Origin of the sequence: Mycobacterium shottsii (assembly GCF_010728525.1) — a bacterium.
In the GTDB taxonomy this organism is placed as follows: domain Bacteria; phylum Actinomycetota; class Actinomycetes; order Mycobacteriales; family Mycobacteriaceae; genus Mycobacterium; species Mycobacterium marinum.
The window spans coordinates 3,317,621-3,339,681 of record NZ_AP022572.1 but is presented as its reverse complement, the minus strand read 5'-3'; the positions used below and the strand labels follow the sequence as shown (position 1 = coordinate 3,339,681).

The 22,061-nt window shown below is 65.5% G+C and carries 19 protein-coding genes and 2 pseudogenes; 6 read left to right on the top strand and 15 right to left on the bottom strand.

Features of this window, described 5'->3' with window-relative positions; all coding sequences use genetic code 11:
• Positions 1-12: 12 nt before the first annotated feature.
• The 5 genes from carA to pyrR are packed head-to-tail and all read right to left on the bottom strand — an operon-like array spanning position 13 to position 4,466.
• Entirely contained in the window at positions 13-1,140 is a 1,128-nt protein-coding gene (gene carA, locus G6N41_RS15455) for a glutamine-hydrolyzing carbamoyl-phosphate synthase small subunit (protein ID WP_198913278.1), read from the bottom strand.
• Positions 1,137-1,658, bottom strand: a complete 522-nt coding sequence (locus G6N41_RS15450; protein ID WP_198913277.1) for a PH-like domain-containing protein — start codon at positions 1,656-1,658, stop codon at positions 1,137-1,139. Before G6N41_RS15450 ends, carA begins: the two co-directional genes overlap by 4 nt.
• On the bottom strand, positions 1,655-2,947 hold the full coding sequence (locus G6N41_RS15445) for a dihydroorotase (RefSeq protein WP_198913276.1): 1,293 nt from the start codon (positions 2,945-2,947) through the stop codon (positions 1,655-1,657). Before G6N41_RS15445 ends, G6N41_RS15450 begins: the two co-directional genes overlap by 4 nt.
• Positions 2,944-3,906 carry an aspartate carbamoyltransferase catalytic subunit gene (locus tag G6N41_RS15440; RefSeq protein WP_020728545.1) on the bottom strand — a complete coding sequence of 321 codons (963 nt, stop codon included), beginning with the start codon at positions 3,904-3,906 and terminating at the stop codon, positions 2,944-2,946. The genes G6N41_RS15445 and G6N41_RS15440 overlap by 4 nt, the downstream gene beginning before the upstream one ends.
• Complete coding sequence (gene pyrR / locus G6N41_RS15435; protein WP_198913275.1) at positions 3,903-4,466, bottom strand: bifunctional pyr operon transcriptional regulator/uracil phosphoribosyltransferase PyrR; 564 nt, start codon at positions 4,464-4,466, stop codon at positions 3,903-3,905. Before pyrR ends, G6N41_RS15440 begins: the two co-directional genes overlap by 4 nt.
• Before the next feature lie 174 nt (positions 4,467-4,640).
• On the opposite strand from pyrR, the gene G6N41_RS15430 reads away from it, so the two are divergent.
• Positions 4,641-5,285: a class I SAM-dependent methyltransferase gene (locus tag G6N41_RS15430; RefSeq protein WP_231609015.1), complete on the top strand. Its 645-nt coding sequence runs from the start codon at positions 4,641-4,643 to the stop codon at positions 5,283-5,285.
• A gap of 6 nt (positions 5,286-5,291) precedes the next feature.
• On the opposite strand, the gene G6N41_RS15425 is transcribed toward G6N41_RS15430, so the two are convergent.
• The 5 genes and pseudogenes from G6N41_RS15425 to G6N41_RS15405 all read right to left on the bottom strand — a co-directional run bounded on the left by G6N41_RS15425 (position 5,292) and on the right by G6N41_RS15405 (position 11,186).
• The gene (locus tag G6N41_RS15425; protein ID WP_198913273.1) at positions 5,292-6,305 is read right to left on the bottom strand and encodes a sulfotransferase domain-containing protein; all 1,014 of its coding nucleotides are present in this window, start codon (positions 6,303-6,305) and stop codon (positions 5,292-5,294) included.
• Complete coding sequence (locus G6N41_RS15420) at positions 6,305-7,318, bottom strand: sulfotransferase domain-containing protein (RefSeq protein WP_198913272.1); 1,014 nt, start codon at positions 7,316-7,318, stop codon at positions 6,305-6,307. The genes G6N41_RS15425 and G6N41_RS15420 overlap by 1 nt, the downstream gene beginning before the upstream one ends.
• Before the next feature lie 81 nt (positions 7,319-7,399).
• Complete coding sequence (locus G6N41_RS15415; RefSeq protein ID WP_198913271.1) at positions 7,400-8,581, bottom strand: type III polyketide synthase; 1,182 nt, start codon at positions 8,579-8,581, stop codon at positions 7,400-7,402.
• Positions 8,578-10,041 (bottom strand): annotated as a pseudogene (locus tag G6N41_RS15410) (fatty acid desaturase). Before G6N41_RS15410 ends, G6N41_RS15415 begins: the two are co-directional and overlap by 4 nt.
• A gap of 266 nt (positions 10,042-10,307) precedes the next feature.
• Positions 10,308-11,186: an LppX_LprAFG lipoprotein gene (locus G6N41_RS15405; protein ID WP_036455840.1), complete on the bottom strand. Its 879-nt coding sequence runs from the start codon at positions 11,184-11,186 to the stop codon at positions 10,308-10,310.
• A 408-nt stretch (positions 11,187-11,594) separates the two neighbouring features.
• On the opposite strand from G6N41_RS15405, the gene G6N41_RS15400 reads away from it, so the two are divergent.
• From G6N41_RS15400 to G6N41_RS15390, 3 genes are read left to right on the top strand one after another with little or no spacing between them, the layout of a single operon-like run.
• Positions 11,595-12,800 carry a serine hydrolase domain-containing protein gene (locus G6N41_RS15400; protein ID WP_198913270.1) on the top strand — a complete coding sequence of 402 codons (1,206 nt, stop codon included), beginning with the start codon at positions 11,595-11,597 and terminating at the stop codon, positions 12,798-12,800.
• Between the two features lie 15 nt (positions 12,801-12,815).
• Positions 12,816-13,388 (top strand): GNAT family N-acetyltransferase, encoded by a 573-nt coding sequence (locus G6N41_RS15395; RefSeq protein WP_198913269.1) that lies wholly within the window; start codon positions 12,816-12,818, stop codon positions 13,386-13,388.
• A gap of 45 nt (positions 13,389-13,433) precedes the next feature.
• A complete protein-coding gene (locus tag G6N41_RS15390) occupies positions 13,434-14,654 on the top strand; it encodes an FAD-dependent monooxygenase (RefSeq protein WP_198913268.1) in 1,221 nt (406 codons plus the stop codon).
• Positions 14,655-14,659: 5 nt separating this feature from the next.
• Here the strand turns inward: G6N41_RS15390 and G6N41_RS15385 are convergent, their stop codons facing one another.
• The 5 genes from G6N41_RS15385 to G6N41_RS15365 form a co-directional block, all read right to left on the bottom strand.
• The gene (locus tag G6N41_RS15385; RefSeq protein WP_198913267.1) at positions 14,660-17,491 is read right to left on the bottom strand and encodes an aminotransferase class I/II-fold pyridoxal phosphate-dependent enzyme; all 2,832 of its coding nucleotides are present in this window, start codon (positions 17,489-17,491) and stop codon (positions 14,660-14,662) included.
• 182 nt (positions 17,492-17,673) lie between these two features.
• Entirely contained in the window at positions 17,674-18,081 is a 408-nt protein-coding gene (locus tag G6N41_RS15380) for a hypothetical protein (RefSeq protein ID WP_012393948.1), read from the bottom strand.
• On the bottom strand, positions 18,081-18,602 hold the full coding sequence (gene nusB, locus G6N41_RS15375) for a transcription antitermination factor NusB (protein ID WP_198913266.1): 522 nt from the start codon (positions 18,600-18,602) through the stop codon (positions 18,081-18,083). The genes G6N41_RS15380 and nusB overlap by 1 nt, the downstream gene beginning before the upstream one ends.
• 2 nt (positions 18,603-18,604) lie before the next feature.
• Complete coding sequence (gene efp, locus G6N41_RS15370; protein ID WP_020728536.1) at positions 18,605-19,168, bottom strand: elongation factor P; 564 nt, start codon at positions 19,166-19,168, stop codon at positions 18,605-18,607.
• Between the two features lie 14 nt (positions 19,169-19,182).
• Entirely contained in the window at positions 19,183-20,301 is a 1,119-nt protein-coding gene (locus G6N41_RS15365) for a M24 family metallopeptidase (RefSeq protein WP_020728535.1), read from the bottom strand.
• A gap of 33 nt (positions 20,302-20,334) precedes the next feature.
• On the opposite strand from G6N41_RS15365, the gene G6N41_RS15360 reads away from it, so the two are divergent.
• Both G6N41_RS15360 and G6N41_RS15355 read left to right on the top strand, forming a co-directional pair.
• Positions 20,335-21,105 (top strand): B-4DMT family transporter, encoded by a 771-nt coding sequence (locus G6N41_RS15360; RefSeq protein ID WP_198913265.1) that lies wholly within the window; start codon positions 20,335-20,337, stop codon positions 21,103-21,105.
• Between the two features lie 46 nt (positions 21,106-21,151).
• Positions 21,152-22,024, top strand: a pseudogene (locus G6N41_RS15355) (IS5 family transposase).
• Positions 22,025-22,061: the final 37 nt, after the last annotated feature.

Sequence of the window (22,061 nt, the reverse complement as noted above, 5' to 3'; positions counted from 1 at the left end):
CGGCGATGAGCATCAGCGGTCCCCCGCCATCAGGTCAACAAACTGATCGAACAGGTACTCGGCATCGTGTGGGCCTGCCGCGGCCTCGGGGTGGTACTGCACCGAGAATGCGCGGCCGTCAACCAGTCTGACCCCCTCGACCACACCGTCATTGGCGCAGGTGTGGCTGACAGCGGCCCGGCCGAACGGCGTCTCGAAAGACTGCCCGGCCTCCCCTTCCAGCGCGAAACCGTGGTTCTGCGCGGTTACCGCGACTCTCCCGGTGGCGTGGTCGATGACCGGAATGTTGATGCCCCGGTGCCCGAACACCATCTTGTAGGTCGACAATCCCAGCGCTCGGCCCAGGATCTGATTACCGAAGCAGATACCGAACAGCGGGATTCCGGCACCGAGCACCTCACGGGTCAGCGACACGACATGGTCTGCGGTCGCCGGATCGCCGGGTCCGTTGGACAAGAACACGCCGTCTGGCTTGATATCGGCGATCTGATCGAAGGTCACCGACGAGGGCAGCACATGGCTGCGAACGCCGCGCCGGGCGAAGTTGCGCGGCGTGTTGGTCTTGATACCGAGGTCCAGGGCCACCACGGTAAAACGCTGCGGCCCTTCTGGTTCGACGATGTACGCCTCGGGCGTGCTGACCTCTCCGGCGAGATCGGCGCCCAGCATCGGGGGTTGGGCAGCCACCCTCTCGACCAGCTCGGCTACTTGCGTGCCGGCGGTCAGGGCCGCACCGGAGAACACACCGGCCTTCATCGAGCCGCGGCTGCGTAGATGACGCACCACTGCGCGGGTGTCGATGCCGGCGATCCCCACGATGCGCTGGCGGATGAGCTCGTCTTCCAGTGTGGTCGATGAGCGCCAGTTGGAGGCGCGCGGCGACGGGTCACGTACCGCGTAGCCCGCGACCCAGATCTTGTCGCCGCGGCTCTCGCCGTCCTCGTCGTTCCAGCCGGTGTTGCCGATCTGCGGGGCGGTGGCCACCACGATCTGGCGGTGGTAACTGGGATCGGTCAGCGTCTCCTGATAGCCGGACATGCCGGTGCTGAAAACGGCTTCCCCCAGTGTTTGGCCAACCGGACCGAATGACATTCCGGTGAAGACTCGGCCATCTTCAAGTACGAGCAAGGCTTTGCTCACACGATTCCCTCCGTTCGGGGCTGAAGCCAGCCTGCTAGCCAGCCGTCGTATTCGTCACGATTGTCTGCCCGGAACCCGGTGTCGATCTCAGTACCTGATGGCAGTCGCCACCGGATTGCCAGTATCCCGTCGCGGGCCGCGATCTTGCCGGCGATTCCGCGCTCGGTGCGTACCGCTGTGATCGAATCCTGTGGGATCCAAATCGGCTGCGCCCGAGCACGTTTCACCAGAATTCCGTCGGGATGACGGGTCAGTTCCGCCCGGCTGCGGTACCCGAGGTCGCCGACCACAACCCGGTGGTTGGACGCCGGCGCCAGGGTGCAACCGACGTACATGCCGCAAGTGGTGACCGACGCGGGACCCACCGCGGCGGGCAGGTCGGGTAACGCACCGATCAGCTCGCGTTGCAGTCGCGCGCGACGCCGCAAGCCCCTGATCATCAGCGCGATCACCATCGCGATCAACACCGCCAGCACGGCCGCAAAGATCAGGGAGCCGATCAGCGTGCCTGAGTTCATGCCGGGCTCTTTCCGTCCCTGGCGGTGATCTTTCCACGCAACAGCGTCGCCGTGACCCGGGCGGGCAAGGTCATCGACTCGTACGGGGTGTTGGCCGAGCGGCTGGCCAGGTCGGCCCCGGTGACAGTCCAGGTGGCGTCGGGATCAACCACGGTCAGGTTGGCCGGCTCCCCTACCTCGAGCGGCCGGCCATGATCGGGCAGCCCCACGATTCGCGCCGGGTTCTCACTCATCACCCGCGCGACATCGCGCCAGCTCAGCAGACCCGGCTGCACCATCGTCTGCACCACCACCGACAGCGCGGTCTGCAGCCCGAGCATGCCCGGCCGCGCCGCGGAGAACTCGACGCATTTCTCGTGCTCGGCGTGCGGCGCGTGATCGGTGGCCACACAATCGATGATCCCGTCGGCCAGCGCCTGTCGCAGCGCCATCGCATCAGACGCCTCGCGCAGCGGTGGATTGACCCGATTTACCCCGTCGTAGCCGGACAGTCTGCGGTCATCGAGCAGCAGGTGATGCGGAGTAACCTCCGCTGTGATCGAAATACCTTGCAATTTAGCCCATTTCAATATTTCGACGGTTCCCACGGTGGAGGCGTGGCAGATGTGCACCCGCGCGCCCGCGTCTCGGGCCAGCAGCGCGTCGCGGGCCACAATCGATTCCTCGGCCGTCCTGGGCCAACCCGCCAGGCCCAACTGCGCGGCATTCGGGCCTTCGTGGGCGACCGCACCGACGGTCAGCCTGGGTTCCTCGGCGTGCTGGGCGATCAGCACACCCAGGCCGGTGGCGTATTCGAGAGCGCGGCGCATGATCAGCGGGTCGTGCACGCAGATCCCGTCGTCGGAGAACATCCGCACCGCGGCGACACCGGCATTCATCATGCCCATCTCGGTGAGTTCAGTTCCGGCGAGCCCGACCGTGACGGCGCCGACGGGATGTACGTCGACCAAACCGACCTGCTGTCCCCGGTGCCAGACATGGTCGGTGACCACCGGACTGTCGGCCACCGGATGGGTGTTGGCCATCGCGAACACCGCCGTGTAGCCACCCAGCGCTGCTGCCGCCGAACCGGTCTCGATGTCCTCGGCATATTCGCGGCCCGGCTCGCGCAGGTGGGTGTGCAGGTCAACCAGCCCCGGCAGCAGCACGTGATCGGTGGCATCGATGACATCCGCCGTATCGGGGATGGCCAGTCCGGTCCCGATGTCAGCAATCTGGTTGTCGTCGACGAGTACGTCGACCCGTTCGCCCTCGCCGTACAACCGCACTCCGCGCAGCAGCACGCTCACGCCGCACCCTCTTCCCCAGCCGACTCGAGTCCAACCAGGACATGGAACAGCACCGCCATGCGTATGTGGACTCCGTTGGAAACCTGTTGCAACACAGCCGACTGTGACGAGTCGGCAACCGATGAGGCGATTTCCATGCCACGCAGCATCGGCCCGGGATGCAGCACCACCGCGTGACCGGCCAGCATCGCCTGACGACGGTCGGACAGACCGTACAAGGTCGAGTACTCGCGCACCGAGGGGAAGAATCCGCCGTTCATCCGCTCGGCCTGCACCCGCAGCATCAGCACCGCGTCGGCGGCGGGAAGCTCGGCGTCAAGGTCATGGGAGAAGGTGACCGGCCAATCCGCGACACCCACCGGCAGCAAGGTGGGCGGCGCCACCAGCACCACCTCGGCACCCAGTGTGTGCAGCAGCATGACGTTGGAGCGGGCCACCCGGCTGTGCAGGATGTCGCCGACGATGACGACGCGCCGGCCTTCGATGCCACCGAGCCGCTGCCGGATGGTCAGGGCGTCCAGCAGTGCCTGCGTCGGGTGCTCGTGAGTGCCGTCGCCGGCGTTGATCACCGAAGGGCCGCCGTCGGATTGGCCGGCGGTCCAATCGGCGAGCAGCCGCGCCGCCCCGGACGCGGGGTGCCGGATGATCAGCGCGTCGGCGCCGGCCGCACGCAGGGTCAGCGCGGTGTCGCGCAGCGACTCGCCCTTGCTGACCGAAGACCCGCTCGCGCTGACATTGATCACGTCCGCGCTCATCCACTTACCGGCCACCTCGAAGGAAACCCGGGTTCGCGTCGAGTTCTCGTAGAACATCGTCACCACGGTGCGACCGCGCAGCGTCGGCAACTTCTTGACCTCACGGCCAACCAGGGCCTGCGCGAAGCGGTCGGCGTCGTCAAGGATCGCAATGGCGTCGTCGCGGCTCAAGTCGCCCGCCGCCAGCAGATGCCTGGGTGTCATCGAGAGATCACCACCCCATCGTGGCCGTCGTGTTCGCTGAATTGGACATGCACGCTTTCGCTGCGTGCGGTGGGCACGTTCTTGCCCACGTAGTCCGCGCGCACCGGCAGTTCCCGGTGCCCGCGGTCGACCAACACGGCCAGCTGGACCGATCGCGGCCGTCCGACATCGCGCAGCGCGTCCAGCGCCGAGCGCACCGAGCGCCCGGAGTAGAGCACGTCATCGACCAGAATCACCAGAGCGTCATCGACACCGCCGGGCGGGATCTCGGTCTCCTCCAGCGGCCGCGGCGGTTTGCTCATCAGATCATCGCGATACAGCGTGATGTCCAGCGCACCATGGTCGACCTCGATGCCGCTGTATTCGCCGATGTTGGCCGCCAACCGCGACGCCAGGATCACACCGCGAGTCGGGATCCCGAGCAACACGACGCGCGGCGAGTCCGGGCTATCCAGCGCGGTCTTTTCGATGATCTGGTGCGCAATGCGGGAAATAGTTCGACCGACGTCGGCCGCGGACATCAACTCCCTGCCGTCCACGGCATCATTGGCGGCACCCATGCGAGAACCTGACCTCCTTCTCCGCCTCTCCGGACGGGTCGTTAAAGGATGTCGACTGCCCGACAGTGTAGCATTGCGCGCCCGCGGCCACGATGCGGGGCCCGCCGTGGGGATACCCTGGCATAGGTGAGGGACTCCACCGCTTCTGGGGATTCCACCGGTTTTCCCGCCGGGCTGCAACAGATGGATTTTGATGCGCTGTACCGCGGCGAGAGCCCGCGCCCGGACGTTGCGCCGATGACGACGCCCCCGTGGGATACCAAGGCTCCCAAAGAAAATGTCATCGCCTGGCAAGCCGGCGGCTGGGTGCACGGCGACGTGCTGGACATCGGTTGTGGGCTGGGCGACAACGCGATCTACCTGGCTGCGCACGGACACCCGGTGACCGGCCTGGACATTTCCCCGACCGCGCTGATCACCGCAGCGCGCCGAGCCGATGACGCGGGCGTGCACGTCACGCTCGCGGTGGCCGACTCCACCAAGCTCGACGGTTACACCGACGCCTTCGACACCGTGATCGACAGCGGCATGTTCCACTGCCTCGACGGCGAGGGCAAGCGCAGCTATGCGGCCGCGGTGCACCGCGCCACCAGACCTGGCGCCACCCTGCTGATGAGTTGCTTCTGCGATGCCAACCCGCCCAACGAACAACAGCCGCGCCCGGCGGTGCCCGAGCAGACGCTGCGCGACGTGCTAGGCGGTGCGGGCTGGGAAATCGCGGCGCTGGATCCGGTCACGGTGAACCGCCAACTCGGTGGATCCGATGGGCAGCCCATCGAGCTGGCCTTCTGGTACGTCCGCGCGCGGCGGCAAAATTAGCGCAGCTCAGCCCACCGGCCCGGCGGGCTCACAGCCCCGGCGACCCTCATGCGCCCAGGCCAGCAGATCCGGCGCGGCCAGCTGGTTGATGCGATCGTAGTAGCGGCGATAGACGCGCTCGTCGAAGAACTCCTGCCATTCGCCGCTACCACCGGCCCGGAAAAAGCGCTCGTTGCTGCGCCAAATGCCTTCGGTGGACTCGGGGGCGAGTTCGGCGGCGCGCGCACGCATCGAGTTCAGCGTGGCATGCTGCGCGAGCTCCTCGGCACGATCGCGGCCAAGGGAGCAGCCCAGGACCCCCGCCAGGCGGATCAGCTCACCCACGAGGTCGGCGCGGTAGTCGGTGTAATGGAACATCGACACGTTGGGCAGCTGACGTCGCGACCAGACCGTGTTGAAGTGATGCAGGATGTTGGACAGCGAGCCCATGTGTTTGGCCATGGGCGGCATCGGGCCCGGCCCACCGTGCGGAGGCGGGAAACCGGGGCCGGGGGGCGGCGCGATCGCCGAAGGTGGGGGTGCAACCGGGCTTTCCGGGGGCATGATCGGCCCTTCCATCCAGGCCCGGAAGGCCTGGATGGGCGTGGGATCACCCTGTCCATAGCCGGCGGCGGACCCCCTCCGGTTGAGGTTGGCGTGGTTCATGTTGTCCCACTGGAAAAGCTCCGACATCGCGGCATCGCGCGGGTCGCGGCCCACGCCGATGTAGGTGACCCGGTCATCGAGCACCAGGCCGTCCAGCGGCGTGTGGGTCTTGATGAATCGGCGGTGGCCCTGCGCGTTGAGGGCGGCAACGACCTCGTTCACCGGCCGGACCGTCCTATCCAGCCATGGCGAAACCTCGGCCAGCGGCCCCGGCAACTGCGGTCCATCGAAGACCAGCAGCGACACCAGGCGCTGGGTCAACGTGACGCCGCACTTCGACGGCGCCGAAATCACGATGTCGCCCTCGCGCAGCTCCAGCGCGTCCCAACGCCGGTTGTCGCTGATCCACGAGTGATACCCGACTCGGGTGGCCATCAGGACTCCCCCCGCTCGACGGGGCCGCGGCGGTCCCCGCGACCCCGGTGAGCCCAGTCGAGGAACTCCGGGCCGCCCAGATTCCCGGCCAATTCGGCCGCGCGTTCGCCGTAGCGCCGATGCTCGGCGGCGGTGAAAATGTCGTGCCACTGGCCACGTCCACCGGCCCGGAAGAAGGGGGCTTCGGTACGCGGCTGGTGCCCGGGTAGGACGCCGGGGGTGGCCGCGGGAGCAAGCGCATCGGCGTGCGCGCGCATGGCGTCGAGGGTGGCGTGTTCGGCAAACTCCGCGGCGCGATCGGGACCCAGCTCGATACCCAGGACCGAGCCGAGGCGCAACAGTTCACCGACGAGGTCCGCCCGGTAGTCCGCGTAGTGGAACATCGCGACGTTGGGCTGCCTGCGCCGGTCCCAGAACGTGGCGAAGTGATGCAGGATGGTGGCCAACGAAGCGATCCCCTCGGTGGGTACGTTGGGCCCTTCCAGCCAGCGCCGCAGCACGTCGAGCGGGCTGAACTCGCCGTCGAAGTCCAAACCCGGGGGCGCGAATCGCTCACCTGGCGGCCCCAACACCTCGTGCAGCGCCCGCATCCGGTGCTGGTCCATCAGCATCGAGACCGCGGCATCGCGGGGATCGCGCCCCACCCCGATATAGGTGACCCGATCCTCGAGCACCAAGCCGTCCAGCGGCGTGTGGGTCTTGATGAACCGGCGATGGGGCTGGGCATCGAGTGCGGCGGCGACCTCCTGCACCGGCCGGGCGGTCAGGTCCAGCCACGGCGACACCAAGTGCATCGGCGCCGGCAGCTGCGGCCCATCGAAGATGAGCAGGGAAATCAGGCGTTGCGTCCAGGTGGTGCCGCACTTCGGCGGTGCCGAGATCACGATGTCGCCGTCCCGCAACGTCAAGCTATCCCAGCGCAGGTTGTCGCTCATCCAGGAGCGGTAGGCAACCCGGTCATCGGTCCGGAACTGACCGGATGACGGCGCCGGAGGCGGGCGATTGTTGCCCATTTCATCGGATGCCGATTGGCACGACACTTCTCCTGCTCAGCATGGTCTCGGCTGGTTGGGTTCTCGGCTGGGCAGCGGCCATCAGTGGCGGATGATGTCGAACAACATGCCTTCGACCGTGACGCCCGGAGCGAAGGCGAACGCCACACCCGTTGAGATGGGTTTGTCCGACTCGGCCTGCGCAACCATCATTTCCAGCACGAAGATCAGCGATACGCTCAACATGTTGCCGAACTGAGCTAGTACATCCCAGCTCTGCACGGCTCGCCCGACGGGAATCCCCAACGAGCGCGCGGACTGCTCGATGATCTTCGGCCCACCCGGATGTATCGCCCACAGGTCGATATCGGCCTTGCTCAACCCGTTGTCCCGCAACATCTCTGCGACCACCGGGTCGACCGAACGGTAGATGTAGCTGGGCAGATTCTCCGACAGCTCACACGTGATGCCGTCGTGATTGACCCCAAGCACGATCCCGTCCTCGGCGTCGTCGAGCAGCTGGCTGAAGCTGCTGCGGATCACCACGTTGCCAGCGGGTAGCGGCTGCTGGACCTGGCTGGCTCCAATGACCAATGCGCCGCAGCCATCTCCGAACAAACTGTGGATTACGACGTCGTTGATGTCATCGGCGAAAACCGCATTCACCGAGGACAATTCGATGCACACCACCAATGCATTCATGCTCGGGTGGGCTCGGACGTAGTTCGTCGCGGTGCGAATGGCGTTCATTGCGGCAGCACAACCCATGAAGTTGACCACCACCCGCGATATCGACCGGGGCAGACCGAGCTGCTTGACGATCTCCACATCCACGCCCGGTGCAATGAAACCGGTGCTGGTGACGAACACCAGCTGGCCGATCTCGCCGGGGGCGTATGGGAGGCCGTCGAGGGCACGGGCGGCCACGTCGACCGCCAGCGGTACGGCGTGCTGATAGAACAGGTTCATCCGGTCCCGGATCGTTGCCGGCTCGCGCCGGAACTCATCGAACTCGTCGTTGAGCGGATCCACTGCCATCCTGCGGGTATCAATCCGGGTCTTGTCATATATCCGCGAAATTCGTTCCCGCTGTTGCGGATCAACGAACAGCTCGGAAACACGAGCGGCGGCGTCGGCCTGAGTAACCACCCGTTGTGGGGCGCCGGTGGCCATGCCTTCGATAACGGCCACCGTGGTTGGCGGTGCCGGCGGCAATTGGGCGAGGTCGTAACGCGGCTCGTGGCCGGCCCGGCGGATTGCGCCGCCCTCGGCTGCGGTGCTCATACCGACCCGATTCCGACGAAGCCGGCGACCACGTAGCTGGCGCTGGCTTTCCAGGCTGCGGGTGAGCAATGCTCACGGATCAGGCCCCAACCTTGCTCCCTGGCCTGCCGGGACGGTGCCAACAGATATGAACGGCAGAGCTTGGGCAGTCGGTCCGCGACGAAGCTCTTCGGCGCAAGCCACTCGACACCGAACCTTGCAGCCTCTTCCCGCAACACGTCCTCGGTGACAATGTTGGCAAATCCGCTGCGCTGGAACGGCAGCACGTGATGAACGCGGTGCGAACTCAACCCCGCGGACAAAAAGCAGTCAACGTAGCGATTCCCGATCACCGTGAGGTCGTTGGCGTGCACGACTTGGTCCACACCCCAGTCCTCGCCCTGCTCGACACCCTCCGCCGAGTCGTCCTCGAACTCGTGGCTGGCGACCACCAAGAAGGTGCTGACCCACAGCGTCACGATGAATTGCAGGGCCCAGGCCCAAAAATCGCCCGCCAGGGTGAACACCACCAGCTCGGTGACCAACAGCAGCCGCACCCCCGACGAGCCGAGGAAGTGCGGCAGCGCCGCACGCCAGCTTCCGTAGGACTCTTGTACACCCACCTTGCGGGTGATTTTCCATACGTCGGCAATCCGAATGGCCATGCCGGTGAACATGTGGCCGAACTTGTGAATGGTATGCACCGGGATCCGATACAACCGGGGCAGTCCCATCATCATGGTGAACACGTTCTTCTTGATGTCCACATCGCTTTGCGTGTACGGGTGGTGCAGCAGGGTATGTCCGTCAGCGGTCACCAAAGCCAGTGCCACATAGTTCATATCGAAGCTATTCCCGAGCACCCTGTTGACGCCCCGTTGGGCGCGGTGCAAGGCGTAGTGACCGAAGCCGGCAAGCGAGCTGCGCAACAACACCATCGCGATCACGAAGGCCGGCAACGGCATCCATCGGGTGTCGAGCTATCGCAGACCCTGCACGGCGAAATAGGCAACCGCCAGGAGCGCCACAACGATGTTGAAAAGTCGATCCATGCGCTTGATCCGGGCGGCCAGCGCGGGCTCGTTCAGCCGGGCTTTGACGCGGTGCATCTGGTCGTTCCGGTCGTCAAAGCGGTACTTGGGGGTATCGCGCCAACTGTTGAAATCGTCTTTGAACAAGAACGCCGGCGCGTTGTGCTTGGGATGGATATCTCTGGGAGTCGCGTCGCGCCCCAACGCATATCGTTGCAGCATCCGCTCGATCTTGGCCGGGTCGCGACGGTAGGCGGCGATGATGGCGGTGATGTCGCGGTTCTTGGTCCGCCCGATGAAGAAGGCGCCGCCGGGGTGTTTGGAAATCCAATCGCTGAGGTCGTAGGCCCTTCCGTTGTAGACCCATACGTCGGCCATCGGCGGCCCTCCGGGCGGAGGAGCAGGACGTAGCCCAGGGCGCTCCTGAACTTCTGGGAGGTCGTTCGGCATTCGTATTCCTCCAGGTGTGGTCGGGTGAGATCGGCTGCTAATCGCCATTTCCGGCGAAGTGACCCCAATACTGGAGCGACGACCTTGGAGGATTCTCAACGGAATTCCGGATCGCGGAACTGGGGTGTCTGCAACGACGCGGCACCAGATCTGTTGCGCCCGCACGGCGAACCACCGACGAGAGCCGGCCCGGAAACTACCGGCAGCCCTTTCCCCCATGCTGCGTTTCCGGGCCGGTTCTCAATCCGAAGTCCACCGCTGCCGTGTTACCCCGTCGGGTTGGGGATGGTCACCGGGACACCCCAGTTGGACAGGGTTATCTCGACGTTGCCCTGGCCTTTGTCGACCACCATCCGGACCAGGTTTGCCGCCGGCGGCTCCGGTGCCGGCGACTCGGCGGTCGAGCTCGCCGGAGCCTGGGCACTGGTGTCAACGATCCACAGGGTGATCGGCATCGTCCCCCCGTCCTTACCCAACTGAGGCACGATCGGATCGATCACCGCGCCGTCGATGGTGCCCGACACCTTGACGGTTGCCATGCCGTCGACCGTTTCGCTTCCTTCGATCTTCGGGTTCTGCACCTGTGCGATCACCGCACCCAGGCCACGGTCCTTGTCCAGGATGATGCCCGGGTCGTAGATCCTCTGGGCCGGACCGACCGACGTGTAGGTCTCGCCGTTCTTGGTGTACATGGTCTTGTTCGTGACCAGGAAGTCGGTCGCGACGGCCGGAGCATCCGGCTGCATCCGGACCTTGGCATTGCCTACCGCCTGGCCGTTGCCCTGCGGCTGATTGGTCACGTCGGCATTCACACTTTCGAACGGCAGCTTCGGTAGATCGGTGACGTTCACCGCGACGTGAACCGAATGCAGGCCCTTGGTCGCCTTGGAACTGTCTTGCAAGATCTGCTGGGCTTGTGGTGATGGGGCACCCGTGGCCCCGGATGTCGCCGTGGTGGCAGAGGTTCCCGACGCCCCTGGGGTTTGCGAGGTTGCCGTTGTGGATTTGTGCCCGCACCCGGTCATGACCGTTGCGACAAGTGCCGTCGCAAACAGGATTGCGACGGACGTCGGGGTCGAGAATCGACGGCAGGGACGGGAGAGAAGTCGGTGGGAGGTGTGCGCTTGGGAGATCAAGCCATTCATGGCCAACCTTTGCTGAGTTATCCGACCGGTGGTAATGAGCAGCGGGTCGCTACCCTCGTCGTAGCACATGGACAGCGCCAGCCAGTTCGGCCCCGTCTATGGTGGCGGGTCTTGGTGACTGCACCCCGCACCCTGGTTCAACAGCAACAACACTGCAGTCATTCGCGCGCCATTGCCCTCACAGCATGTTCCCCAGATCACATTTGCCGGAGAGCGCGACAGTAACACGCGACCACTGACCGAGAAAGCCTTTCGCAGAACTAGCAATCAATCCGGCACCACCGCGAAGCCGTGGGCGTTGCCCGACCTCGTTGGCGCGGTCCACGCGCGGCTTGGTTCGCCGGCGCCCGCAAACCATCGGACGGCCGCCGCCTGACCCGCCGACCGCCAGCGGCTAACCTCAATCCGGTGAATCTCGACGCCAACCAGGCTGATATCCGCGAGGTCTGCGATGCCGGATTGCTCTCCGGCGCAGTGACCGTGGTTTGGCAGCACGGAGAAGTACTGCAGGTCAACGAAATCGGCTACCGAGACGTCGAGGCGGGCCTGCCGATGCAGCGCGACACGCTGTTTCGCATCGCGTCCATGACCAAACCCGTCACCGTTGCCGCGGCCATGAGCATGGTCGACGAGGGCAAAATGGCCCTGCGTGACCCGATCACACGCTGTGCGCCCGAGTTGCGCGACATCCGGGTGCTTGACGACCCGCACGGCCCGTTGGACCGCACGCACCCCACCCGACGGCCGATCCTCATCGAGGACCTGCTGACTCACACCAGCGGGCTGGCCTACAGTTTTTCGGTGTCCGGGGACATTTCGCGGGCGTACATGCGATTGCCATTTGGTCATGGTTCCGACGCCTGGCTGGCCGAACTCGCCGCGCTGCCACTGGTGCACCAGCCCGGCGAGCGGGTCACCTACAGCCACGCCATCGATCTGCTCGGCGTCATCATGTCCCGCATCGACAACAAGCCTTTCTACCAGGTGCTCGACGAGCGAATACTGGGCCCGGCCGGCATGACCGACACCGGCTTCTTCGTGTCGACACAGGCCCAGCGCCGCGCCGCAACCATGTACCGCCTCGACGAGCTGGACCAGCTACGGCACGACGTCATGGGCCCACCGCACGTGCGGCCTCCGTCGTTCTGCAACGCCGGCGGCGGATTGTGGTCAACCGCCGACGACTACCTGAGATTTGTCCGGCTACTGCTCGGCGACGGGACGATCGACGGCGTTCGGGTGCTCTCACCGGAGTCGGTGCGGCTGATGCGCACCGACCGGCTCAGCGACGAGCACAAGCGACACAACTTTCTCGGGGCGCCCTTCTGGGTGGGCCGCGGGTTCGGGCTGAACCTGTCGGTGGTGACCGACCCGGCTCAGTCCACTCCACTGTTCGGCCCGGGCGGGCTTGGCACCTTCAGCTGGCCCGGTGCCTACGGGACCTGGTGGCAGGCCGATCCTGGCGCCGACCTGATCCTGCTGTATCTGATTCAGCATTGTCCCGACCTGTCCGTGAACGCGGCGGCTGCGGTCGCGGGCAACCCGGGGCTGGCCAAGCTGCGCACGGCACAACCCCGGTTCGTCCGGCGCACCTACCGCGCGCTCGGACTGTAGCGGCGCGAGGTCGAGATGGCCCACTTCCCCCCTCGATACCTGGACAGCCGGCGTCTGCTGCTGCGGCCACCCAAACTCGACGACGCCGGCCCGATATACAAGAAGATCGCCAAAGATCCCGAAGTCACCCGCTTCCTGCTGTGGAGAGCACACCGCAACGTGGCGGAAACCCGCCGAGTGCTGATCAACCAGCTCAGCCGGAGCCACTACGAACGCAATTGGGCGATCTCGCTACACGGCAGCGGCGAGATCGTCGGCCTGATCAGCTGCCGAAGCGACGCGCCCCGCTCGATCGAGGTTGGCTACTGTCTGGGCCGGCAATGGTGGGACATGGGTTTCATGTCCGAGGCGCTGAGCCTGTTGCTGGCCGGGCTGCCGGCCGACGCCGCCGGATGCCGCGTCTGGGCAACATGCCACGTCGACAACGCCCGGTCGGCGCGGCTGCTGCAGCGCGCCGGGTTCGTCCTGGAGGCCCGACTCTGCCGTCACGCCGTCTATCCGACCATGGGTCCCGAACCCAACGACAGTCTGCTGTACACCAGGATCCTGCGGCTCAACCGCGCCCCGATGCCACGGTTTGCCCCCTGAGCACAGCTTCGCACCCACTGGAGCCGCTGCCCTAGGCTGAGCCCCATGGCGAAGCCGATCGTCCTGATCAGCGGCGCGGGGATCGCCGGCCCGGCGCTGGCATTCTGGCTCACCCACAGCGGATACCAGGTGGTGGTGACCGAACTCGCCGACGACATCCGCCCGGGCGGTCAGACCGTCGACTTGCGGGGGGCCGGACGGCTGGTCATCGAACGGATGGGACTGCTGGAGCAGATGCGCCAGCGCAGCCTGCGCCAGCGCGGCATCGCCTGGATACGGGCGGACGGCCGGCGCCGCGCCGAGATGCCGGTTGAGGCCTTCCACGGCAACGGACCGGTCAGCGAGCTCGAGATTCTGCGCGGTGACCTGGCCGCGGTGCTCTACCGGGCCACCGCCGCCGGCACCGACTACCGATTCGGTACCCGCATCACCGATCTGGCACCGTCGGGCGACGCGGTCCAGGCGAGGCTGTCCGACGGGACGACGGTGCGGGCGGATCTGGTGGTCGGCGCCGACGGTCCGCACTCGGGTGTCCGGCGGCTGGCCTTTGGCCCCGAAGAGCAGTTCGCCCGGCCGCTGGGCGGCTACAACGCCTGGTTCAGCGCACCCGACACGGTCGGCCTCAACGGCTGGTACCTGATGTACCAGGCCCCCGGAGGGCTCAACGCGTCGATGCGCCCGTCGCACGATCCCGCGACAGCCAAGGCCGGACTGGCATTTCGCTCCGCTCCGATCCGCTACGACCGTGGCGACCTGGACGCCCAACGCGATCTGCTCGCCGCCCGCTTCGCCGGTGCCGGCTGGCAATCCGACGCGCTGATCGCCGCGGCGCGCGAGGCCGATGACTTCTACCTGGACGCGATCGTCCAGATTCATCTGGACGCGTGGTCACGCGGACGGGTCACGCTGGTCGGCGACGCCGGCTACTGCGCATCGCCGCTGAGCGGCAAGGGCACCAGCCTGGCGCTGGTGGGTGCATACGTGCTGGCCGGCGAGTTGGGCCCGGCCCACGGCGACGGCATCGAAGAGGCCGCGCTGGCGGCCGCGTTGGCCCGCTACGAGACCGTGCTGCGGCCGTATGTAGCCAACTGTCAGGACCTGCCGAACAGCATCGATCGCTTTCTGCCGATGTCGGAGTCCGAGATCCGGTCAAACGCTGCGGCCATGAAGTACATGCAGCGCTGGCCGTTTCGCTTCTTCGCCGAAAGAAAGTGGTTCACCATCGCCGAGTCCATCGAGCTGCCCCGGTATCCGCGGCTGCCCTAGCTGCGTCAGGCGTCGTCGGCGACGGCCTGAAGCACACCGTCACCGTTGACAACCGAAGAAGCCGGCGGAAGCTCGAAGGCCGGCAGCTCCGCGCCCGCCGAGGCGATCACATTGCGAGCCGCCTCCATCCGTTTCAGCGCGACGTCGGTGAACACCGACAACCCGAGTTCGTGGTTGTAGCCATGGATTTCTTTGACGTCGAGCTGAGCCAGGAAGTAGACGAGATCTTTGGACACCACCTGGCCCGGGACCAGCACCGGGAAGCCCGGAGGGTAAGGCACGACGAATGTGGTGGAGACCAATGTTCTGCCCTCGGCCAGGCGGCGCCCGGCCATGCCGATCTGGACGTACTCGCGGTCGGATTCGTCATAGCCGGCGTAGAAGGCCGACCGCATGTCGCCGAAACTGCTCGCATCATCGGGGCGGAACGCAATGTCGAACTCGCTGAAGTCGGGCAGATGCGGCAAGTCCTGGGTGATCTCCTCAACGCGACGCTCATGCAGCGCCCAGTCGGCCGCGCTGGCCGCCCGCTGGCTCCGATCGAAGTCCGTGGCGATCCGGCGCAACACGTCGAGCAGGTAGTGAACGCTCGACCAGGTCACTCCGATGGTGAAGATCAGCAGCACGCTGTTGATCGACGTCTTGTTGATCTGGATCCCGAATCGCTCCATCAAGATCTTCTCGCGGAAGTCGTATCCGTTCATCCCGGTGCTCCCGATGAACAGGGTGACCCGGGTGGCGTCCAGCACGAACTGATCCGATCGCCATGCCTCGTTCCACTCGGCCAGAGCTCCCTGTCTGACTTGGCGGTAGGAGCTGACCGATGAGGCCCGGAACTCCTCGGGAACCAGATCGGCTTCGTCGAGAATGCGGAACCACTTGCTGATCAGGCGGTCTTTACGAACACGGTGCCGAAACACCAGCGCCATGTCGTAGACCTGCCGGACCAATTGGAATCCCTCGATATCGACCTGGCGGCGCGCCAGGTCCAGCGAGGCCAGCAGTTGCTGGTTGGGCGAGGTCGAGGTGTGAGTCAAAAACGCCTCGCCGAACGCGTCGCGGGTCAGGGCGTTGAAGTCCTGGTCACGGACGTGGATCATCGATGCCTGCCGCAGCGCCGAGAGCGACTTGTGGGTGGAGTGCGTGGCGTAGACGCGCACCCGTGCCCGTTTCGGATCCGGCAGCAATCGGTGCTCGGCCCACTGCGACCGCGGAATCCCTTGCATGGAGGCGCGCCACTTCTCGTATACGGCGCCGTATTCGTCAGAGGCCAACATTGATTCGAGGTACTCCGCGGACACCATCGCGGTGCGCTGCCGGGCCCATGGGACCGCGGTGGCAAACGCGTACCAAGCCTCGTCCCAGAGGAAACAGATATCCGGCTTGATCGCCAGCACCTCCTCCATGACCAGCCGCGGGTTGTAGACGACGCCGTCGAAGGTGCAGTTGGTCAACAGCAGCATGCGCACCTTGTGCAGCTGTCCGGCCGCCTCCAGGTCGAGCAGCACCTGCTTGATCGTGTGCAGCGATACCGCCCCATAGATGGCGAACGGGGGCAGCGGATAGGCGTCCAGATACAGCGGGTAGGCACCGGCGAGCACCAGGCCGTAGTGGTGCGACTTGTGACAGTTGCGGTCGATCAGCACGATGTCGCCCGGTCGGGTGAGGGACTGCACGACAATCTTGTTCGCGGTCGAGGTGCCGTTGGTGACGAAATAGGTGTGGTCGGCGTTCCAGGTACTGGCGGCCTTGTCCATGGCCTTCTTGATGTTGCCGTGCGGGTCCAGCAGCGAATCCAGACCGCCCGACGTGGTCGACGTCTCGGCCATGAAGATGTTGCGGCCGTAGAACTCCCCCATGTCCTGCAGCGACTTGGAGTTGAAGATGCTGGCGCCGCGCGCCACCGGAAGCGCGTGGAACTGGCCTACCGGAGCCGCGGCGTAGGCCCGCAGAGCATCGAAAAACGGTGTGGCGAACCGGTTCCGTAGTCCGGCCAGCACCGTACTGTGCAGATCGGTGACATCGTTGAGCCGGTAGAAAGTCCGGTCGTATACGTCCGGATCGTCCTCGGCCCCGGCTGCGATCGACTCGTCGGTGAGCAGGTAGAGGTCGATGTGCGGGCGCAGCTCCCTGATCCATTCCCCACATTCGATCCAGTCGTGCGGGCTATCGGGGGCAACCACGTCATCGTTGGCCCCCAGCAGTGCGTTCATCAGCGGCAGCCGGTCCCGGGACCGAAGTGGCAGGTCGTGCCGGATGATTGCGGCCTGTATCTCGCCGTTGAGTGCGACCGCGGTGATCGCGTCCTCGACACTCGGGGCGAGCAGGACTTCGAACTGGACGTCGTCAGACGGATTGTGCAATGCCCGAAGGTGCTCGGCCAACGAGTCGGGCGCCGATGTGGGCGCATCATCGGCGACCAGCAGGGTGTAGAACTGCTGCTGCTTGGCCTGGGCCACCAGTTCCTGCTCGGCCAGCGGCGCCGAAGTATCGAAAAGTGCTGTGCGGTCACCATATTCACCCAGCAGACGGACCGCCAGGGAGACCTCTTCTTTGAGCCGCACCGTGGACTTGCTTTCCAGGTGTGCGCGAAAATTTGCCAGGTTCTGCGCGCCCGGATAAAGCCAATACCGTTCGTAGGCGCCGATGCGGTCCATCAGCCGCCGCACTTTCGCCATGTCGTGGGTGATGTCCATCCCGGCCAGGTCGACCTCGGCGAGGTGACAGCACGCGTCGTCGAGCAGGTTCCACGTATCAACACGTGCGTATGACGGGTTGGCTACCGCGGCCAGCGCGGAGACACGAAGTCGTCGCGGGCGGGTGCTGTATCGCTTCATGTCGTCACCTGTTCTAGTGGTGCGGGACGCGCCGGCGGGCGGCTTAGGTATCGCCCGCGGCGTACCTTTCATACCCGAAAACTCACCCTTGCAGGTTATCGAGTCATGGGGCCGGATCTAGCCCCAATCCGACACCGAATGTTCGCCCCCAACCGCGACGCTTGCGGGTGCGATCCGGTCGGTCAGGCTTCGAACTCGTCGTCGCTGTCGACGACCCGCCGGTTTCCCCGGCCGCTGTCCACCCAGCGCAGCACCGGAAGCTGCGGGAACTGGGGAAGCTCCCAGCGGCGCGCGGGCAAGTCCGTAACATCGCCCAGCGAGCGCACCACCGCCTGGGTCAGACCCATGATGGCGGCCATCACGGGAAGCAACGGCTGTAGCGGCCTGGCCGCGGTACGAACCGTGCTGATCCGGCGGGCCAGGATCAGCCGCTCGACCGAGTGGTACAGCCAGGCACCCACACCCAGGGCGTAGATCGACAGTGCGGAGGCGACGATGGCCCACCCGTAGGCGGCGCATATGACCGCGCCGAGGATCACCGCCGCTGCCATCCAGGCCGCGACCACGACACGCAACTCGAGCCTGCTCATCAACACGATCCCTGGTTTTCCGGCAGACGCGCCGATTCATCCGGGACCGCCTGCCGGACCGCCGCGGCGGCCGCCCGAATCTGCGGCGTCACCAGCATGACCTGTCCCAGCACACCGTTGACGAAGCTCGGCGAGTCGTCGGTGGACAATTCCTTGGCCAGCTCGACTGCTTCATCGACGGCGACCGGTTCGGGCACGTCGTCGGCATACAACAGTTCCCACACCGCGACTCGCAGGATGGCACGATCCACGGCCGGCAACCGGTCCAGCGTCCAGCCCCGCAGATGCGACGTGATCAGGTCGTCGATGTGAGCGGCGTGCTCGTCAATCCCGCGCGCCACCGCCGCCGTGTACGGGTGCAGCGGCGCCACGTCCGGCTTCGTCTCGGCCAGCTCGGTGCGCAGGCCCGCGATCTCGCCCGGGCCCAGGCCGCGCGCCTCAGCCTCGAACATCAGGTCCACCGCACGCTTGCGGGCCTGGTGACGTCCTTTAACCGGTTTGCCCGGCCTTCCCTCAGGCATACTCAGGCGTTGACCCTGCCCAGGTAGCTGCCGTCACGCGAATCCACCTTCAGCTTGTCCCCGGTGTTGATGAACAGCGGCACGTTGATCTGGGCGCCCGTCTCCAGGGTGGCCGGCTTGGTGCCGGCGCTGGAGCGGTCGCCCTGCAAACCCGGCTCGGTATGGGTGACCACGATCTCGACGGTCACCGGCAGCTCGATGTACAACGGCGCTCCGTCGTGAAACGCCACCTGCACCGGCATGCCCTCCAGCAGGAATCGGGCGGCATCTCCCACCAGCGACTCCGGCAATGGGTGCTGCTCGTAGTCCTGGCTGTCCATGAACACGAAGTCGGAGCCATCGCGGTAGAGGTAGGTGGTGTCACGCCGGTCGACGGTGGCGGTCTCCACCTTCACGCCGGCGTTGTAGGTCTTGTCGACGACCTTGCCCGAGAGCACGTTCTTGAGCTTGGTGCGCACGAATGCCGGACCCTTACCAGGCTTAACGTGCTGGAATTCCACGATGGACCACAGCTGTCCATCGATCTGCAGAACAAGTCCGTTCTTGAAGTCAGCAGTGCTCGCCACGATAGGTAAATCTCCTACAAGATGGTCAGTTCCTTCGGGAACCGGGTCAACAATTCCGGGGTCTGCGCGGCGCTTCTCGGTGTCTTCGGGCCCCCATTGGGCACTACCAACGTGTCCTCGATGCGGACACCGCCGCGGCCGGGCAAATAAACGCCGGGCTCCACGGTAACCACGGAGCCCGCCAGTAGTGTACCGACGGATGTGGCTCCGATGCCCGGTGCTTCGTGTATCTGCAGGCCAACACCGTGTCCCAGGCCGTGACCGAAGTTATCTCCATGCCCCGCGTCGACGATCATTTGTCGCGCGGCACCGTCCACGCCGCGCAACTCGGCGCCCGCAGACAATGCCTCTCGACCGGCCTTTTGCGCCGCTGCGACCAGCTCGTAGATCTCCAACTGCCAGTCGGCCGCCTTGTCCAGCACGAAGGTGCGGGTCATGTCCGAGTGATAGCCGGCAACCAGCGCACCGAAGTCGATCTTGACGAAATCGCCCTTGGCCAGCACCGCGTCGGTAGGCCGGTGGTGTGGGATGGCCGAGTTCGGCCCGGCAGCCACGATCGTCTCGAACGACACGGCGTCGGCACCATGGTCGAGCATCAGGCCCTCGAGATCGCGGGCCACCTCGCGCTCGGTACGGCCCGGCCGCAGCCCGCCACGCTTGATCAAGTCCGACAGCGCGGCGTCCGCCGCCTCGCACGCCAGCCGCAATAACGCAAGCTCACCGGCATCTTTGATCTCGCGCAGTGCCTCCACGGTGCCGGAGGCGCGGACCAACTCGGTGTTGGTGTCCGCCAGCGCACCCGTGAGCGCATCAAAGCCGTCCACCGTGACCACATGGCTTTCGAAGCCCAACCGGCCGACACCATCATCGGCAGCCCGACAGCTCAGGTGTCGCCCGATGGCGCGTTCGATGGTCACCTCGAGGTCCGGCGCCTGATGGGCGGCCTGCGTGCGGTATCGACCGTCGGTGGCCAGCACGGCTTCGCGCTCGTCGGCGAATACCAGCAACGCACCGTTGGATCCGCTGAACCCGGAGAGATATCGCACATTGATCAAATCGGTGACCAGCATCGCGTCCAGTCCGGCGGCACTGATTTTGGATTTGAGGTTGTGTCGACGCTGGGAATGTGTCACGACCCTTGACGGTACTCGCTACGCTGACCATTCATGACTAACTGGATGCTGCGTGGACTAGCGTTCGCCGCCGCGATGGTCGTTCTCCGCCTCTTCCAGGGGGCCTTGATCAACTCATGGCAGACGCAAGCCGGACTGATAAGCCTGGTTTTGCTGCTGCTGTACGTCATCGCCGTCGTTGTGTGGGGCACACTCGACGGCCGTGCCGACGCCAAGGCGAATCCGGACCCCGATCGCCGCGCAGATCTGGCCATGACCTGGCTGGTTGCCGGCCTAGTGGCCGGTGTCCTCAGCGGCGCGGTCGCCTGGATCATCTCGTTGTTCTACAACGGCGTCTATGTCGGCGGGCTGATCAACGAGGTTACGACGTTTGCCGCTTTCACCGCATTGATCATCTTCCTGCCGGGAATCTCCGGCGTGGCCGTGGGCAGGTGGCGCGTGGACCGGAAGTTCGAGAAGACACCGGAGAAACACCACGGCCTCGGTGTCAAGCACGACCGCGCCGACACCGACGTGTTCGCCGCGGTGCGCGCCGACGACAGTCCTACCGGGGAGATGCCGGTGGCTTCCAACCAGGCGCAGGCAACGGCTCCCACCGCGGTTGCCACCGTCGAACGCGATGCCCCGACCGAGGTGATCGCCACCACCGAGCAAGAGTCACCGACCGAGGTGATCCGCACGGCCGAGCCGGAGGCAAAAACCGAGACGATCGCCACCACCGAAAGTGAGGCGAGCACCGAGGTGATCCAGCTCGACGAGGACGAGACCAAGACGGACGAAGTGCCGAAAAAGAAGAAGGACTAGGGCGTGTCTGCTTAATGTGAATGGTGTTTTGGCTGATGCTGTTTGGGTGATGCGGACGCATGCGATTTCTGATGATTTGTGGTCGCTGATCGTGGCGGTGTTGCCTGCGGGGCGGCGGCGTGGCCGGCCGTGGAACGATCATCGACGTACTCTGGAGGGCATTATCTGGCGTTACCGTACGGGATCTCCGTGGTGTGACCTGCCCGAGCACTTCGGTCCCTGGCAATCGGTGGCCGAGAGGCATCTACGCTAGTCGGTCGATGGCATCTACGCGCGGATCTTCGCGGCGATCGCCTCTGACCTCGACGCCGAGGACGCCGACCTGGGCGCACTGTTGTCGGTCGATTCGACCAGTGTGCGCGCCCACCAACACGCAGCCGGAGCGCGCCCGGGCGCCGCACAGGGGGATCTGTCGAATTACAAGAAATATCTCGATGAGCCCGATGACCACGCCATTGGGCGTTCCCGCGGCGGGCTGACTACCAAGATCCACGCCTTGACCGACCAGCTGTGCAGTCCGGTCACCCTGGCACTGTCGGCCGGTCAAGCCGGTGATAATCCGATGCTTTGGCCACTGCTGGCCGCCCGGCGCAGCAACTCATACGCCCCGTTTCACCTGCTGGCGGACAAGGCGAACTCCCATGACTCGACGCGGGCACAGCTGCGCCGGCTCAAGATCGCCCATACCATCCCCGAGCGCAGCGACCAGATCACCCGCCGCAAAGCCAAAGGCCGCAACAGAGGACGGCCTCCGGGGTTCTCAGGCCGAATCTACAAGCACCGCAACACCGTCGAGCGAAGCTTCAACCGGCTCAAACACTGGCGCGCGGTCGCCACCCGCTACGACAAATACGCCCTGACCTACCTCGGCGGTGCCACCCTGGCCGCCATCATCACCTACCACCGCGTCCGCAATTAGCAGACAGGACCTAGTCGCTGGCTTCGGCTTCTTCGGG

Bases quoted from the DNA above. Each gene is read 5' to 3' on its own strand.
- G6N41_RS15405 (WP_036455840.1), bottom strand. From the start codon at position 11,186: ATGAATGGCTTGATCTCCCAAGCGCACACCTCCCACCGACTTCTCTCC.
- G6N41_RS15395 (WP_198913269.1), top strand. From the start codon at position 12,816: ATGGCCCACTTCCCCCCTCGATACCTGGACAGCCGGCGTCTGCTGCTG.
- G6N41_RS15380 (WP_012393948.1), bottom strand. From the start codon at position 18,081: ATGAGCAGGCTCGAGTTGCGTGTCGTGGTCGCGGCCTGGATGGCAGCG.
- pyrR (WP_198913275.1), bottom strand. From the start codon at position 4,466: ATGGGTGCCGCCAATGATGCCGTGGACGGCAGGGAGTTGATGTCCGCG.
- nusB (WP_198913266.1), bottom strand. From the start codon at position 18,602: ATGCCTGAGGGAAGGCCGGGCAAACCGGTTAAAGGACGTCACCAGGCC.
- G6N41_RS15440 (WP_020728545.1), bottom strand. From the start codon at position 3,906: ATGACACCCAGGCATCTGCTGGCGGCGGGCGACTTGAGCCGCGACGAC.
- G6N41_RS15450 (WP_198913277.1), bottom strand. From the start codon at position 1,658: ATGAACTCAGGCACGCTGATCGGCTCCCTGATCTTTGCGGCCGTGCTG.
- G6N41_RS15360 (WP_198913265.1), top strand. From the start codon at position 20,335: ATGACTAACTGGATGCTGCGTGGACTAGCGTTCGCCGCCGCGATGGTC.
- G6N41_RS15415 (WP_198913271.1), bottom strand. From the start codon at position 8,581: ATGAGCACCGCAGCCGAGGGCGGCGCAATCCGCCGGGCCGGCCACGAG.
- G6N41_RS15385 (WP_198913267.1), bottom strand. From the start codon at position 17,491: ATGAAGCGATACAGCACCCGCCCGCGACGACTTCGTGTCTCCGCGCTG.
- G6N41_RS15425 (WP_198913273.1), bottom strand. From the start codon at position 6,305: ATGGCCACCCGAGTCGGGTATCACTCGTGGATCAGCGACAACCGGCGT.
- G6N41_RS15420 (WP_198913272.1), bottom strand. From the start codon at position 7,318: ATGGGCAACAATCGCCCGCCTCCGGCGCCGTCATCCGGTCAGTTCCGG.
- G6N41_RS15390 (WP_198913268.1), top strand. From the start codon at position 13,434: ATGGCGAAGCCGATCGTCCTGATCAGCGGCGCGGGGATCGCCGGCCCG.